We start from the raw sequence: 15,210 nt of genomic DNA on the forward strand, positions 1-15,210 counted from the left end.
TTCAGAATCAAGCGAGGGCGGTCTGCCGTGGCCGCCCCCGCCGTCGTTTCAGCGGGCGCGCTGCCCGAACAGGATTTTCTGCGCTTCCTCGTCCTCGGCAAGGCTCTTCTGACGGGCTCGCTCTTCCTTGCCCACCTCGATCGCCGTCTGGACAGCCGGTCGGGCGAGCATCGTGTCGAACCAGCGCTTCAGGTTCGGGAAATCATTGAGATCCTGGCCCTGGTTCTCGTGCGGGATCACCCAACCGATGGCGGCCATGTCGGCGATCGAATATTCACCGGCAAGGAACGGCCGATCGATGAGCCGCTTGTTCATGACGCCATAGAGACGGTTCACTTCATTGGTGTAACGGTCGATGCCGTATCGGATCTCCTCCGGCGCATAGAGCCGGAAATGATGGGCCTGCCCCGCCATCGGGCCCAGACCGCCAACCTGCCAGTAGAGCCATTGCTCGACCTCGACGCGGGCGCGCTCGTCGGCCGGGTAGAACTTCCCGTATTTGCGGCCGAGATATTGCAGGATCGCGCCGGATTCGAAGATCGATATCGGCTCGCCGCCCGGACCGTCCGGATCGATGATGGCCGGCATGCGGTTGTTTGGCGATATCCTCAGGAAATCCGGCGCGAATTGGTCGCCGCGGCCGATATTGATGTATTTGACCGCATAGGGAACGCCGAGCTCCTCCAGCATGATGGTGATCTTCCAGCCGTTCGGTGTCGGCCAGTAATAGAGCTCGATGGGAGCGGTCATAGGCGGTGTCTCCTAAGGTTGCGGGGCACACACACGTAGGAACGCACGCCGGCGCCGGCAAGAGCACGGCGCCCAAGATGAACGGCAGATGAACGAGCATCTCAGCAAGAATTCAGTTTGGTTGTGCGAAAAGACGCTCAATCGATTTGAACGCGCTCCAGCCCACGGACAGAACAATGGATATTCTCGCTCGCCGCCTCACCATCATCAGCCTTCTGATGGTCGTATTCGCGATGTCGCTCGCCGCCGCAGTCGGCGCCGATACGGAGCGTCGCCGCCAAAACACCTATATCGGCTCGCTGACCGACTGCACCGCCCACACGGCGCAATATTGCCAAGCCAAGCTGTAGAGGAACACAAATGGCCGCCCTCGTCTCTTCCGCCATCCTCTCGCTCCGGCTCCTGGTCCTCACGGGCGTGCTGATGGCGCCGATCGGAGCGGTCGCTTACAACAAGGCCACCGGCGCCGGCATCGGAAAGCATGGCGCCGGCCTCGTTCTCTTCGTCACGCTGCAACGCCAGGCGATGAGCTGATCCTCGACCCGGGTGGGCCGAAGCTGAAAACCTGCCTCACTCCCACAGTGGCACCGCAGGAAACGAAATTCCCTCTTGCGCATGCTCTGACTTTTCGATCCCTTCGCGGTTGAAAGGTCGCCAGATGCCAGCATTCGCCCTCTATTCACTCGCCGCGGTCGCCGAAATCGCCGGATGCTTTGCCTTCTGGGCCTGCTCCGCCTCGGCAAGTCCTTTTGGTGGCTCCTTCCGGGGATGGGGTCGCTGGCGCTCTTTGCCTGGTTCTTGACGATGATAGCCGTGCCGGCGGCCGGACGCGCCTACGCCGCTTATGGAGGGGTCTATATTGCAGCTTCGCTCGTTTGGCTCTGGCTTGCCGAGGGCGTGCGGCCCGACCGCTGGAACCTGGACCGGTATGGCCGTGGCGCTTGTCGGCACGACGATCATTCTCGTCGGGCCACGTTAGACGGCACTATTCAAACGCGTATCTTGTCGTTTGCTTGTCAGATGCCGCAGCCTATAATACGCCATGGACACACGAATCTCTGCAAACTCTATCCTTTCCGTCGCCACCCCTGAAGCCTTCGAGCCGCAAACCTTCGACGATCCGGCCGCGGCCGTCGATTGCTTGCAGGCTCTCTACGAACGCAATACCCGGTTCCTCTGCGAGGCTTTCGAGGGGCTGGGCAAGAACGGTCGGCCGGTCACGCGTTTCCGCGCCTGCTACCCGCAGGTGAGCATCGAGACGAGCAGCTTTGGACATGTGGATTCCCGGCTCTCCTTCGGTTATGTCAGCGCGCCCGGCGTCTATACGACGACGATCACGCGGCCGCGGCTTTTCCGTCACTATCTGAAGGAGCAGTTCGGCCATCTGATGCGCAATCACGGCGGCGGCGTCACCGTCTCGGAATCGTCGACACCGATCCCTCTGCACTTCGCGTTCGGCGAGAGCGCCCATGTCGAGGCGTCGGCAGCCGATACCATCGACATCCCGCTGCGCGACCTCTTCGATGCGCCGGACCTGACGACGACGGATGACGAGATCGCCAACGGCTCCTATGAGCCTGGGCCGGGCGAGCCCTCGCCGCTCGCACCTTTCACGGCGCAGCGCATCGATTATTCGCTCGCCCGCCTCAGCCACTATACGGCGACCAGCGCCACGCACTTCCAGAACTTCGTGCTCTTCACGAACTACCAGTTCTATGTCGACGAGTTCTGCGCCTGGGCACGCCAGCAGATGGCGGAAGGCGGCAACGGCTACACCGCCTTCGTGGAGCCAGGCAACATCGTGACGCCCGCGGGCGCCGACAGGCCCGAGGCCGACTATACGCTTGCCCGCCTGCCGCAGATGCCGGCCTATCACCTGAAGAAGAAGGGCCACGGCGGCATCACCCTGGTCAATATCGGTGTCGGGCCCTCGAACGCCAAGACGATCACCGACCACATCGCCGTCCTGAGGCCGCATGTCTGGCTGATGCTCGGCCACTGTGCCGGGCTTCGCAACAGCCAGCGGCTCGGCGATTATGTCCTGGCGCATGCCTATATGCGCGAGGATCACGTGCTCGACGACGACCTGCCGGTGTGGATTCCCCTGCCCGCATTGGCGGAAGTGCAGGTCGCCCTGCAGGATGCGGTGGCGGAAGTGACCGGTTATCAGGGTTACGATCTCAAGCGGATCATGCGCACCGGCACGGTCGCGACGATCGACAACCGCAACTGGGAACTGCGCGACCAGCGCGGCCCGGTCAAGCGCCTCTCGCAGGCCCGCGCCATCGCGCTCGACATGGAATCGGCGACGATCGCCGCCAACGGCTTCCGCTTCCGGGTGCCCTATGGAACGCTGCTCTGCGTCTCCGACAAGCCGCTGCACGGCGAATTGAAGCTGCCCGGCATGGCGACGGCCTTCTACCGCACGCAGGTCAGCCAGCACCTGAAGATCGGCATCCTGGCGCTGCAGAAGCTCGCCGCCATGCCGCCGGAGAAACTGCATTCGCGCAAGCTCAGAAGCTTCTACGAAACGTCGTTCCAGTAGGACGCATCAAGCCTTGGGCCGCAGCACGAGCGATAGTAACGTGCCGGCGACGGCCGAGGCGATGATGATGAGATGGGCGTTGACGCTGGCGCGCCCGAGGATCTCCAGCGCCGCCTTTCCACCGGACGCGCCGAAGGCGACCGCCCCGGCAACGATCGCAGCCGCATAGGTGCCGACGCCGGCCGGCGCGTGAACGGGGAGAACGGACGAGAGCTCGCCTCCAAGTGCACCGCCGAAGGCGGCGGCAAGCGGCGCGACGCCCATGATCGCCAGCACCCAGGCGAGCACCGCGACCTTGACCCCCCAGTTCAGCATCGTCATCGCAGAGGCGCGCAGGAACGCCGGAACATGCTCCGGCAAACCCGCCTCTATCTCGTCGACATGGGGCACGAGCGGCGCCGGAGCCACGCGGCGCACCAGGCGAAGAATCCTGGCCTTGAGCAGGAAGAAAGCAAGCGGCGAGAAAAAGGCCGTCGTCCAAAGCAGCCACGCGACCATCTGATTGCTGCGGCCGATGACCAGGCCTATCGCCGCTACGGTGAGCAGCGCATGCAGGTCCAAGAGACGCATGACGAGCAGCGCCGATGTTCCGCGAAGCAGCGGAACGCCGAATTCGGCACGCATGAGCAGCGGAAAGCTCGTCTCGCCGGCCCTGAAGGGCAGCATGATGTTGAGAAGATTGTGGACCTGCGTCACACGAAAGAGCGCCAGGAATTTGCCCGCGGTCTGCTCCGGAAAGTAGTCGTAGATGCGGTAGCAGCGGACGAAGTAGGTCGCGATGAGAAGGCCAAGCGCGGCAAGCACCGACGAGAATCCGATGTTGGCCCATTGCTGCAGCAGGACCGACCATCCCCAGACCCACTCGACGAAAACGGCATAAGCCGCTATCGCCGCCCCGGAAATCAGTGCCATGCGGTTGCGCGCGAGCCACGCGCGCCGGCCCAACTGCCAGTCCGAATTCATGAGATGCCGATTTCCTGTACAGAGCCACGCAATGAGCGTTGGTTATCACCGTTAACTGTGCAAGAAAACCTGCGACGGCACACCGGAGAGACTGCCTTGACTCACATAGAACAACCTCTGACCGCAACGACGGGCGCCATGGAGGCGATTGAGCTGTCCATAGTGGTGCCGGTGTTCAATGAGGAGGACAGTGTCGCGCCGCTCATCACCCGCATTCAAGAGGCTATGGCCGGTTTCGACCGATCCTGGGAGTTGATCCTGGTCGACGACGGCAGCACCGACCGGACCCTGCCGAACGCCCGCAAGGAGCTTTCGCGCCCGAGCCTGCAACTGAAGATCATCGAGCTGCAGAAGAACTTCGGCCAGACCGCCGCCATGCAGGCCGGGATCGATGCCGCCGCCGGCCGGCTGATCGCCACGCTCGACGGTGACCTGCAGAACGACCCCAAGGACATCCCTCAAATGGTCGCCGCCATCGAGGAGCGCGAGCTCGACCTGCTGGTCGGGTGGCGGCAAAACCGCCGGGATGGCCTCGTGCTCAGAAAGATCCCGTCCTGGTGCGCCAACTTCCTGATCGGCAAGATCACCGGCGTGAAGCTTCACGATTACGGCTGCAGCCTCAAGGTCTATCGCAGCGCGATCATCAAGCAGGTCAAGCTGATGGGAGAGATGCACCGCTTCATTCCGGCCTGGGTTGCCGGCGTCGTGCCGAGCAGCCGAATCGGTGAAATGCCCGTGACGCATCACGCTCGGCACTTCGGCGCATCGAAATACGGAATCTCGCGCACCTTCCGCGTCATCCTCGACCTGCTCGCGGTCCTGTTTTTCATGCGCTACAAGGCGCGTCCCGGCCACTTCTTCGGCTCGATCGGGCTTGCGACCGGCAGTTTGAGCGCCTTCATCCTGCTCTATCTCGGGATCGACAAGTTCCTCTTCGGCAACGATATCGGCACCCGACCGCTGCTGATCGTCGGCGTCATGCTGTTCCTGTCCTCGGTCCAGCTCATCACCACCGGCATTCTCGCGGAAATGATGGCGCGCGCCTATTTCCGCGACGACGATACGGCGAGCTATATCGTCCGCCAGGTCTTCGGGCAGGACCAGCCGCATGCGTGACATCGTCGATCGGCGGCCGAACCTGGTGTTCAGCGTGCTGGCCGGCTACTTCCTGCTGTGCATCATGCTGCGCCTTGCCGCTTCGCCTTCGCTCGAGATCGACGAGGCGGAACAGGCTTTCCTGTCGCAATTCCTGCAGCTCGGATACGGGCCGCAACCGCCCTTCTACAATTGGCTGCAATACGGTCTGGCGCAGTTGATCGGCACGTCGCTCGCGACGATGACCATTCTCAAGAACGGGCTCCTGTTTCTGTGCTGTCTTTTCTACGGCCTCGCGGCGCAGCTTGTTCTCAAAGATCGACGCCTGTCGGCGATCGCGATGCTTGGCGTCTTGAGCCTGCCACCGGTTTTCCTGCTCGCCCAGCGGGATCTCTCCCATACGGTTGCCGCCCTCTTCGCCGTTTCGCTGTTCCTCTACGGTTTTCTGCGGACACTCACGCGGCCGAGCCTTTTCTCCTATTTCTTGGCCGGCGCTGCGGTCGGCATCGGTGTGATTTCCAAGTATAACTTTGTCCTCGTGCCGATCGCCGCGATCGTTGCGGTGCTGCCCGAACCGGAACTGCGCAAGCGCATCTTCGATTGGCGAATCCTGGCGGCGATCGGCGTCGCCGGCGTCGTTGCCCTGCCGCACGGATTGTGGGTGCTTCAAAATCTCGACGCTGCTTCGTCAGGCACGTTGAACGAGATGAAGGAGCGTGCTGCAGAGGGGCGCCTCATGCAGGCGCTTCACGGCGTCTTCGCCCTCGCCTCGGCAATCATTGGCGGCAGTCTCGTCACCCTGCTTGTATTCGGCCTCGTCTTCCGCGGCAAAATCCGGACGATCTGGCAGGCTGAAAGCCAATGGACCCGCATCATCGGGCGGATGATCGCGATTTGCCTTTTGGGCGTCTTGCTTGTCGTTCTCGGCGTCGCTGCGACCCATGTCCGCGAAAAATGGCTGGTTCTTTTTCTGGTGCTGCTGCCGCTTTATCTCTGTCTGAAGATCGAGGCGGCGGCGATCGATCCGGCGCCGGGCTTCCGGCGCTTCGTGCCGCTGGTTGCCTGCATTGTCCTCGGAGCCCTCGTCATCGTGTCGGCCCGGGCCGTGGTCCGTCCATGGTTCGGTGACTACTCGAAATTGAACATCCCCTATGCCGCCTTTGTCGAAGCCGTCGTCGAGGCAGAAGGCCGACCTCCTGCGCTGGTGCTCACCAATGACCGGCAGGTAGCCGGCAACATCCGCACGCGGCTTGCCGATGCTACGGTGGTAATCCCTCATCTTTCGGACGTGCCTTTGGCCAACGCCGCGAAGCGGCCGCTGCTGGTGGTCTGGCGCGATGAGGCAAACCCATCGCCGCTGCTCCCTGCCAATCTGAAGGAGGCACTTCAGTCATCCGGCGTCCCGGGGTCCGCAGCAACGCCGCGCAGACTCGAAGTGCCTTACGTCTACGCGTCCGGACCGGATCGCTACGGGTTCAACTATATCTGGGTGGGCGAATAACCGCAGCCGCTATTCCGAGCCGACGAGCAGCTTCAGTTCGCCCGGATGGATGCGCAGGGCGACATCGCGCCGCTGGATTGGCACGAGTTCGCCGTCGATGACGCAATTGATCTTGCGATCGACCTTGGGGAAATGCAGATCGACTGCCAGGGCGCTCATCTCGGTGATCAGCGGGCTTGCCCGGAAACGGCCGCGCAGAATGTCGAAGGCGAGCTTCGCGACGCCCGCCGGGCTCAGCGGCGGGGCCGTGTAGAAACCGAGATGTCCGGCCGTAACATCATCCGCATACATCAGCGTCGCGTGTCCGAAATGGTTGTTCGAGACTGAAATGGCGGAAACGTGCCTAAGCTCGCGGTGGCCGTCGGCGTCGAATTCGATCTCGAAATCCGGCGGGTTGAAGATCACACCAATGGCGGCGCGCACGCTGGCACCGATTTTCCCGAGGCGGGAAGCGAATTTATAGGATTCGCGATAACGCACCATGCGGGCGTGCAGTCCCATCGAGAATTGATGCACGAACGCCCGGCCGTCGGCACTGCCGATGTCGCCATCGATGATTCGACCATTGGCGAGGACCTCGGGGACCCTCCAGATATCGAGCGGCAGCTTGAGGGAGCGGGCGAACAGGTTCATCGTTCCCGCAGGTATGATACCGAGCGGCATGCCGGTTCGCCAGGCAACCCCGGCTGCGGCGGAGATCGTGCCGTCGCCGCCACCGGCGACGATCGCATCGAGATCATCGCGCCGGCAGGCCGTCTCCAGCGCCGGCAGGATATCGCTCGCGGCCACCGCGGCAATTTCCATCTCATGCCCGGCGGCGCGAAATACCTCCTCGACCCTCCTGCCATAGGTCTCCATATCCGTGGTGCGGAAAGTCCCTCCATCCCGATTGAAGATGGCTTTAACTCTCAAGGACTGCTCTCTCTTTCATCCGTGAAACCTTTCTGGTCCTGAGATAAGGGCGGCAGCGGGGGATTCCAGAGCACACCGGCAAAAGACTTTCGCGGCCGGTTGGTGGGTGCGGTGTCGCGGCCTCACAGGACCGGCAGCTTCAGAGGACCGGCGGTCTTGATCGTTCGGATGGCGAAATTCGAGCGAATATCCGTCACCCCGGGCAGGGTCAGCAAGGTTTCGGTGAGCAGCCTCTCATAGGCCGAGAGGTCCTCCACGACCACCTCGGCGAGGAAATCCGCATTGCCGGAAATCAGGAAGCAGGAGACCACCTCCGGTATGGCGAGCAACGCCTCCTGCTGCCGTCGCGCATTTTCCTGGCTGTGCTGGCCGACCTTGATCTCGACGAAGACGGTCAGCCCCAGCCCCACCTCCTTGCGGTCGATATCGGCGCGGTAGCCGCGCAGCACGCCCGACTTCTCCAGATTGCGGATGCGCCGCAGACAGGGAGACGGCGAAAGGTTGATGCGTTCGGCGATCTCGACATTGGTCGCGCGTGCATCCTCCTGCAGGACCTTGAGGATGGCGATGTCGAATTTGTCGAGTTTTGGCATAGCTGAATCACTTCTATACTAATATTGGCAGATCATTGCTTCATATACCAATACCAAGACATAGATAGCAAGGACATGCCCCGCGTGTCGGCGGTAGATTCACGCACCTGAAACACCCCACCACGACGCTGGAGGAACAAGACAATGGTTGCGCTGACACTCGATGGCCACTCCGATTCGCCTGCCGCCGGCTATGCCGGCGCCTTTGTCACGGTCTTGATCTGGGCCGGCTGGATTCTCGCGACGCGGCACACCGCCGCGACCAAGCTCGGCACCATCGATCTCGGGCTCATTCGCTATGGGATACCGGCACTGCTCCTTACCCCGGTTTGGCTGAAGGCGGGTCTCATCCCGAAAGGCTTGCCGCTGACACTTCTCGCCCTGATGGTCGCGGGATCGGGCGCCGTATTCTTCCAGGTGGCGGCTTTCGCCATCCACGCGACGCCGGCGGCCTCGGTCGGGGTGCTCCTCGGAGGCTCGATGCCGCTCGCGACGGCAATCATCGGCGTGATGCTGTTCCGGGAACGTCCGGATCCCATGCGGCTCCTCGGTTTTGCGGCGATCATCATCGGCATGACGGTCCTGCTATTCCGCAGCCTCGGCGCGTCGGACGCGCCCAGTTGGACCGGCTACCTGCTGCTGCCTGCCGCCGCGACGCTATGGGCGATCTATACGCACGCCTTCCGGCGCTCGGGTCTGAACCCGCTTGAAGGCAGCGCGCTCATCGCAATCTGGTCGTTCCTCATCCATATCGCCCTGGCGCTCGTTTTCGGCAGCACGCTCGGGAACGTGCCCGCGCAGGAGATCGGCCTGCAGGTGATGAGCCAGGGCGTTCTTTCCGGTCTTATTGCGACGCTTGCCTACGGCCTTGCCGTCCGGCGCCTCGGCGGCACGCAGGCGGCCGCCTTCACGGCCATGACGCCCGTGCTCGCGATGATTGGTGGCGGCATGCTTCTTGGAGAGACGATCGGTCCATTCGAGATTGCCGCAGCGTTTATTACGGCCGCGGGTGTTGCGCTGTCGACCGGCATCCTCTCGGCTCGGCGGGCATGAGCCTTAAAGGCAGACGGCCCGGGAGTGTGGTCCCGGGCCGATTTCTGTCACTGCTCGCAGGCCGACCCGGCCGCAACCGCAGTGCCATTCTAGCCGTGAACGATTTCACGGTGCCGCTGCAGGCGGCGGCCATAGGCCTGGCTGACGCGGTCGAAGATGATGGCGATGCCGACGATGGCGAGGCCATTGAAGATGCCGAGCGTGAAATACTGGTTGGCGATGGCCTTCAGCACCGGCTGGCCCAGGCCCTGGACGCCGATCATCGACGCGATCACCACCATGGCAAGTGCCATCATGATCGTCTGGTTAATACCGGCCATGATGGTGGGCAGCGCCAGCGGCATCTGCACGTTCTTCAGCTTCTGCCAGCTCGATGAGCCGAAGGCGTCCGCGGCTTCGAGGACATCCTTGTCGACCAGCCTGATGCCGAGATTGGTCAGGCGGATCATCGGCGGGATGGCATAGATGACGACTGCGATCAGCCCGGGCACCTTGCCGATGCCGAGCAGCATCACCACGGGGATCAGATAAACGAAACTGGGCATCGTCTGCATCACGTCGAGCACCGGATTGACGACGTTCTGGACGCGATCGGAGCGCGACATGAGGATGCCTAGCGGAATGCCTATCGCGATGGACAGCACCGTACAAACGAAGATCATCGAGATCGTCTTCATGGTGTCGTCCCACATGTCGAAGTAACCGATCAGCAGGAGGGTGCCGACGCATCCGGCGACGACCTTCCAGTTGCGGCTGGCGAACCAGGCGATCACCGCAATCAGGAGTATGATAATCGGCCAGGGCGTGCGCGTCATGAACCGCTCGGACTGGATCAGGAAAAATTGCAGCGGCTCGAAGAACGTCTCGATGCCGTCACCATAGGCCCGCGTGAAGGTCCGAAAGCCTTCATCGATCACTTTCTTCAGTTCTCGAAGGCGGTCATCATCCATGTGCGGAAAATTGGTCAGCCATTCCATTGCTTCATTCCCCTTCGCTTTGGTCGAGGCGAGATTTTCTGCTTTCTCGTTACGGCCGCCGCAGCGCCTGCGTTCCCCGGAGGGCGGAGGGTTGCTGCGACGGCTGGAGCCGCCTCACAATCGCTCTTTAAATGAAAGCGGCGCGCATTCGGGCGCGCCGCTCTTCGGCTAGAAACTGGATCAGAGGGCCGCCTTGACCTTCTCTGCGACTTCCGGCGAGACCCACTTGGTCCAGATATCCGGGTTCTCTTCGAGGAAATGCTTGGCGCCTTCCTCGCCACTCGCCTGATTGTCCGTCATCCAGGCCATCAGCTTGTTGACGACGTCGTTCGACCAAGCGCGAGTATTGAGATAATCCATGACCGGACCGGCACGGTCGGCGAAGGCCTTCGTCACTAGCGTCTGGACCTTGTCCTTCGGCCAGTCGTTCTTCTTCGGGTCGGGGCAATCGGCGACCGTGTTGCAGCGCTTCCATTCGGCCGCATCAGCCGGCACGCCATGGTCGAGCTTGACCATCTCGTATTTACCGAGCAGCGCCGTCGGCGCCCAGTAGTAGCCGACCCAGCCCTGCTTGCGCTCGTAGGCCTTGGCGATCGAGCCGTCGAGACCGGCGGCCGAGCCGGGGTCGACGAGCGTGAAGCCCGCGGCCTCCGCACCATAGGCCTTGTAGAGCTGCGTCGTCACCACCGTGCCGCCCCAGCCTTGCGGGCCGTTGAAGACGGCGCCCTTGCTCGGATCTTCCGGATCCGGGAAGAGGTCCTTGCGCTTCAGCACGTCATCGATCGTCTTGATGTCCGGATTGGCGTCGACGATGTATTTCGGTATCCACCAACCCTGGACGCCGCCGTCGGAGAGCGACATCGCCGCGCCGACGAGCTTGCCTTCCTGCAGACCACGATTGACGACGTCCGGCAGCAGGTCGACCCAGCCTTCCGGAGCGATGTCCGGGTCGCCCTTTTCAATCATCGACGTGATGGTCGGCACGGTGTCGCCAACGACCAATTCGGCGCTGCAGCCATAACCTTCCGTCAGAATGAACTTGTCCACATTCGCCAGCACTTCGGCGCTCTGCCAGTTCATGTTGGCGATCGTCACATCGCCGCACTCCTGCGCCGAGGCGGCGCTGCCAAGTCCGAAGAGGCCCACGGCCAGACACGTCGTTGCAAGTAGTTTTTTCATCTCGTTTCCCTCTCTTCTAACGGTGTACCCGTGACGAACTGCCAGCCTCACCGCGGCAGCGGACAGTGATTGGATCAGGACCGGATCGAACGGCCTTTGTCGCCATCGACCCAAACTCCCGATCGATGGTTCATGTTACTGCTATCGAGTCTCGCGGGCAAAGGCTTGCCCATTTGCGTCAGCGATCGCGCTCATTGTCTTTTTTCACGAAGATGAGCAATTGAAGGACTGGCTGCAAATTTCATCTGCAGCAGGGGCATGGGGAACGCGGTCAGGTGCTCCGAGAATCCCTCCTCGGATGCGCACCTTGGCCATTGATAAGGTCCGTGCAGCCTGCCGAGCACTACATGTTCGAATAGACGGGGCCTTCCCCGCACTTCGCTTTCGGGAGTCCGTGCGGCCCGGCGCCCCCGAGCGTCACATGTTCGGATAAACCGGGCCTTCGCCCCCCTGTGGCGGCACCCAGTTGATGTTCTGGTTCGGGTCCTTGATGTCGCAGGTCTTGCAGTGGACGCAGTTCTGCGCGTTGATGACGAAGACTGGCTGGCCGTCCTTCTCCACCCATTCGTAGACGCCGGCCGGGCAGTAGCGCGTCGACGGACCGGCATAGACGTCGTATTCGGAACGCTTCTGCAGGTCCGGATCCTTGACCTGCAGGTGGATCGGCTGGTCTTCCTCGTGGTTGGTGTTCGACAGGAACACCGAGGATAGCCGGTCGAAGGTCAGGACGCCGTCCGGCTTCGGATAGTCGATCTTCTGGTGCTTGGCCGCCGGCTCCAGTGCTTGGGCGTCGCTCTTGCCGTGCTTCAGCGTGCCGAAGACGGAGAAGCCGAACAGCGTGTTGGTCCACATGTCGAGGCCACCGAGCGCCACGCCGATCGCCGTGCCGAAGCGCGACCACAGCGGCTTGACGTTCCTCACCTTCTTCAGGTCCTGGCCGATGGCGCTGTCGCGCCAGCCGCGCTCGATCTCGATCGGCTCGTCATTGGCGCGGCCGCTAGCGATCGCCGCCGCCAGCTTCTCCGCCGCGAGAATGCCCGACAGCACCGCATTGTGGCTGCCCTTGATGCGCGGCACGTTGACGAAGCCGGCCGAACAGCCGATCAGCGCGCCGCCGGGGAAGGACAGCTTCGGCACCGACTGCCAGCCGCCCTCGGTGATGGCGCGGGCCCCGTAGGAGAGCCTTTTTCCCCCCTCGAAGGTGCCACGGATCGCCGGGTGCGTCTTGAAGCGCTGGAACTCCTCGAACGGATGGAGATAGGGGTTCTTGTAGTTCAGATGGACGACGAAGCCGACCGCGACGAGATTGTCCTCGAGGTGATAGAGGAACGAGCCGCCGCCGGTCTTCATGCCGAGCGGCCAGCCGAAGGAATGCTGCACGAGACCGGGCTTGTGGTTCTCGGGCTTCACCTCCCAGAGCTCCTTGAGGCCGATGCCGAATTTCGGCACGTCGCGGCCGTCGTCGAGCCTGTACTTGGCGATCAATTGCTTGGCGAGCGAGCCACGCACGCCCTCGCCGATCAGCGTGTACTTGCCGAGGAGCGCCATGCCGCGGGCGAAGTTCGGGCCCGGCTCGCCGTTGCGCTCGATCCCCATGTCGCCGGTGGCGACGCCGATCACCGCGCCCTCGTCATTGTAAAGCACTTCGGTCGCGGCAAAGCCCGGATAGATTTCGACGCCGAGCGCTTCGGCCTGGGTGGCGAGCCAGCGACAGACGAGCCCAAGCGATACGACGTAGTTGCCGTGATTGTTCATCAGCGGCGGCATCAGGAAATTCGGCAGGCGGATCGAGCCGGCCGGGCCAAGGAAGAGGAAATGGTCGTCGGTGACTTCGGTCTTGAACGGATGATCGGGCTCGTCGCGCCAGCCGGGCAGCAGCCGGTCGATGCCGATCGGATCGACGACGGCGCCGGAGAGGATGTGCGCGCCGACCTCCGCCCCCTTTTCCAGCACAACGACCGACAGCTCCGGATTGACCTGCTTCAGCCGAATCGCCGCGGCAAGCCCCGCCGGACCCGCCCCGACGATCACCACGTCGAATTCCATGCTCTCGCGTTCGGGCAGTTCCATCGCCTCGGTCATTAGCGCGTTCTCCAGTCTTGCCGTTCTCCGCCGGCTCCGTTCCCAGTCAGATCATCCCGTCATGACAAATGCCGCAAACCTTGTCGAGCCGGGATGCGACAGACTGTCTCTGCATTTGCGCATGACTTCATGAGTTTAGCACAATCCTATATATTACGTGAACGTAAACGTAAATAATGGCGCAACCGAATAGACTGTCTCAGCTTGCTTTTGCGGCGCCCGCATGCAAGGAGGCCGGCCCCGTCTTGACATCGCAAGGAGACAATCATGGCTTCGGCCCTCGGCCTTGATTTCGGAACGACCAACTCCGTCCTGGCGCTGGCGCAGGGCGCTTCGACTCGCTCCCTCTACGTGGAAAGCCCCGCCGGCCGGTTCGACACGACACGGACGGCTCTTTCCTTCATGAAGGGCCCCGCTTCCTTGAAAGTCGAAGCAGGCCAGGCGGCGATCCGCGATTTCATCGACAATCCGGGTGAATGCCGTTTCCTCCAGTCGATCAAGACCTTTGCCGCAAGCGCGCTTTTTCAAGGCACCCTCGTCTTCGCGAAACGTCATGAGTTCGAAGATCTGATGCACAGCTTTCTGGGCCGCCTCAGAGATTATGCGGGAGACGACTGGAACGGAGCGTTGCGGCGACTCGTCGTTGGGCGTCCGGTGCAGTTTGCCGGCGCCAGTCCGGACGAGAAGCTGGCGATTGAACGGTACGGCCGCGCCCTTGCCCGTTTCGATTTTCCGGAGATCCATTACGTCTATGAACCGGTTGCGGCCGCCTTCTACTTCGCCCGCAAGCTCGAGCGCGATGCGACGGTGCTCGTCGCCGACTTTGGCGGCGGGACGACGGACTACTCGATCATTCGGTTCGAAAGCCACGGCGGGCGGTTGGTCGCCACGCCGATCGGGCATTCCGGTGTCGGCGTTGCCGGCGATCACTTCGACTTCCGCATCATCGACAACATCGTCGCGCCGCTGATCGGAAAGGGGAGTCTGTTCAAGAGTTTCGACAAGCTGCTTGAAGTTCCGTCGAGCTACTACGCCAACTTCGGCCGCTGGAACCAGCTGTCGATCTTCAAGACGCTCAAGGACTTTGCCGAGCTGAAGAAGCTCGTGCGCACCAGCCTCGAACCGGAGAAACTGGAGGCCTTCGTCGACCTGATCGAGCATGACGAAGGCTATCCGCTATATCAGGCGATCTCGGCTACCAAGATGCGACTGTCGCAGGAGGAGCAAACCGAATTCTTCTTCGCACCGCTTGGGGAGCGCTCGCGGCGAACGGTTCGCCGCAAGGATTTCGAGGCGTGGATCGCCCCGGACCTCGCCCGTATCGAAGCGGCTCTCGACGAGGTGCTTGCAACGACGGCGACTGCGCCGGCCGAAATCGACAGAATCTTCCTGACCGGCGGTACGTCCTTCGTGCCCGCCGTGCGTCGGCTTTTCGACAACCGCTTCGGCCAGGAGCGGATCGAGAGCGGCGGCGAACTCCTGTCGATCGCCCACGGGCTTGCGCTCATCGGCGAGCGGGAGGACATCACGGCCTGGACGATCGCTGCGTAAGTGTCCCGC

At 62.5% G+C, this 15,210-nt stretch carries 14 protein-coding genes and 1 pseudogene; 8 read left to right on the forward strand and 7 right to left on the reverse strand.

Annotation, left to right across the window (positions count from 1 at the left end):
- Positions 1 to 48: 48 nt before the first annotated feature.
- The gene (locus CO676_RS04530; RefSeq protein WP_014761559.1) at positions 49 to 750 is read right to left on the reverse strand and encodes a glutathione S-transferase N-terminal domain-containing protein; all 702 of its coding nucleotides are present in this window, start codon (positions 748 to 750) and stop codon (positions 49 to 51) included.
- A gap of 176 nt (positions 751 to 926) precedes the next feature.
- On the opposite strand from CO676_RS04530, the gene CO676_RS04535 reads away from it, so the two are divergent.
- From CO676_RS04535 to CO676_RS04550, 4 genes and pseudogenes are all read left to right on the forward strand, one after another.
- On the forward strand, positions 927 to 1,100 hold the full coding sequence (locus CO676_RS04535; RefSeq protein ID WP_012707384.1) for a hypothetical protein: 174 nt from the start codon (positions 927 to 929) through the stop codon (positions 1,098 to 1,100).
- A gap of 10 nt (positions 1,101 to 1,110) precedes the next feature.
- The gene (locus tag CO676_RS04540; RefSeq protein WP_097519766.1) at positions 1,111 to 1,284 is read left to right on the forward strand and encodes a hypothetical protein; all 174 of its coding nucleotides are present in this window, start codon (positions 1,111 to 1,113) and stop codon (positions 1,282 to 1,284) included.
- A 124-nt stretch (positions 1,285 to 1,408) separates the two neighbouring features.
- Positions 1,409 to 1,729: pseudogene (locus tag CO676_RS04545) on the forward strand (YnfA family protein).
- 63 nt (positions 1,730 to 1,792) lie between these two features.
- A complete protein-coding gene (locus CO676_RS04550; protein ID WP_097519767.1) occupies positions 1,793 to 3,295 on the forward strand; it encodes an AMP nucleosidase in 1,503 nt (500 codons plus the stop codon).
- A gap of 6 nt (positions 3,296 to 3,301) precedes the next feature.
- On the opposite strand, the gene CO676_RS04555 is transcribed toward CO676_RS04550, so the two are convergent.
- On the reverse strand, positions 3,302 to 4,258 hold the full coding sequence (locus tag CO676_RS04555; protein ID WP_097519768.1) for a lysylphosphatidylglycerol synthase domain-containing protein: 957 nt from the start codon (positions 4,256 to 4,258) through the stop codon (positions 3,302 to 3,304).
- 96 nt (positions 4,259 to 4,354) lie between these two features.
- Here CO676_RS04555 and CO676_RS04560 point away from each other — a divergent pair, with 96 nt between their 5' ends.
- Together CO676_RS04560 and CO676_RS04565 are read left to right on the forward strand one after the other, a co-directional pair.
- Complete coding sequence (locus CO676_RS04560) at positions 4,355 to 5,374, forward strand: glycosyltransferase family 2 protein (protein WP_080605516.1); 1,020 nt, start codon at positions 4,355 to 4,357, stop codon at positions 5,372 to 5,374.
- The gene (locus CO676_RS04565) at positions 5,367 to 6,854 is read left to right on the forward strand and encodes a glycosyltransferase family 39 protein (protein WP_097519769.1); all 1,488 of its coding nucleotides are present in this window, start codon (positions 5,367 to 5,369) and stop codon (positions 6,852 to 6,854) included. Before CO676_RS04560 ends, CO676_RS04565 begins: the two co-directional genes overlap by 8 nt.
- Before the next feature lie 9 nt (positions 6,855 to 6,863).
- On the opposite strand, the gene CO676_RS04570 is transcribed toward CO676_RS04565, so the two are convergent.
- Positions 6,864 to 7,766, reverse strand: coding sequence for a diacylglycerol kinase family protein (locus tag CO676_RS04570; RefSeq protein WP_097519770.1), 903 nt, complete (start codon positions 7,764 to 7,766; stop codon positions 6,864 to 6,866).
- A gap of 122 nt (positions 7,767 to 7,888) precedes the next feature.
- On the reverse strand, positions 7,889 to 8,359 hold the full coding sequence (locus CO676_RS04575) for an Lrp/AsnC family transcriptional regulator (protein WP_097519771.1): 471 nt from the start codon (positions 8,357 to 8,359) through the stop codon (positions 7,889 to 7,891).
- 144 nt (positions 8,360 to 8,503) lie between these two features.
- Here CO676_RS04575 and CO676_RS04580 point away from each other — a divergent pair, with 144 nt between their 5' ends.
- On the forward strand, positions 8,504 to 9,412 hold the full coding sequence (locus CO676_RS04580; RefSeq protein WP_014761552.1) for a DMT family transporter: 909 nt from the start codon (positions 8,504 to 8,506) through the stop codon (positions 9,410 to 9,412).
- A gap of 89 nt (positions 9,413 to 9,501) precedes the next feature.
- On the opposite strand, the gene CO676_RS04585 is transcribed toward CO676_RS04580, so the two are convergent.
- The 3 genes from CO676_RS04585 to CO676_RS04595 form a co-directional block, all read right to left on the reverse strand.
- Positions 9,502 to 10,389 carry a proline/glycine betaine ABC transporter permease gene (locus tag CO676_RS04585; protein WP_014761551.1) on the reverse strand — a complete coding sequence of 296 codons (888 nt, stop codon included), beginning with the start codon at positions 10,387 to 10,389 and terminating at the stop codon, positions 9,502 to 9,504.
- Between the two features lie 180 nt (positions 10,390 to 10,569).
- On the reverse strand, positions 10,570 to 11,568 hold the full coding sequence (locus CO676_RS04590; RefSeq protein ID WP_041413894.1) for an ABC transporter substrate-binding protein: 999 nt from the start codon (positions 11,566 to 11,568) through the stop codon (positions 10,570 to 10,572).
- Positions 11,569 to 11,985: 417 nt separating this feature from the next.
- Positions 11,986 to 13,650 carry an electron transfer flavoprotein-ubiquinone oxidoreductase gene (locus tag CO676_RS04595; RefSeq protein ID WP_097519772.1) on the reverse strand — a complete coding sequence of 555 codons (1,665 nt, stop codon included), beginning with the start codon at positions 13,648 to 13,650 and terminating at the stop codon, positions 11,986 to 11,988.
- A gap of 267 nt (positions 13,651 to 13,917) precedes the next feature.
- Between CO676_RS04595 and CO676_RS04605 the strand changes: the two genes are divergently transcribed.
- Positions 13,918 to 15,201, forward strand: coding sequence for an Hsp70 family protein (locus CO676_RS04605; protein WP_097519773.1), 1,284 nt, complete (start codon positions 13,918 to 13,920; stop codon positions 15,199 to 15,201).
- Positions 15,202 to 15,210 lie beyond the last annotated feature (9 nt).

This window comes from Sinorhizobium sp. BJ1 (genome assembly GCF_002531555.1).
Classification (GTDB): Bacteria; Pseudomonadota; Alphaproteobacteria; order Rhizobiales; family Rhizobiaceae; genus Sinorhizobium; species Sinorhizobium fredii_B.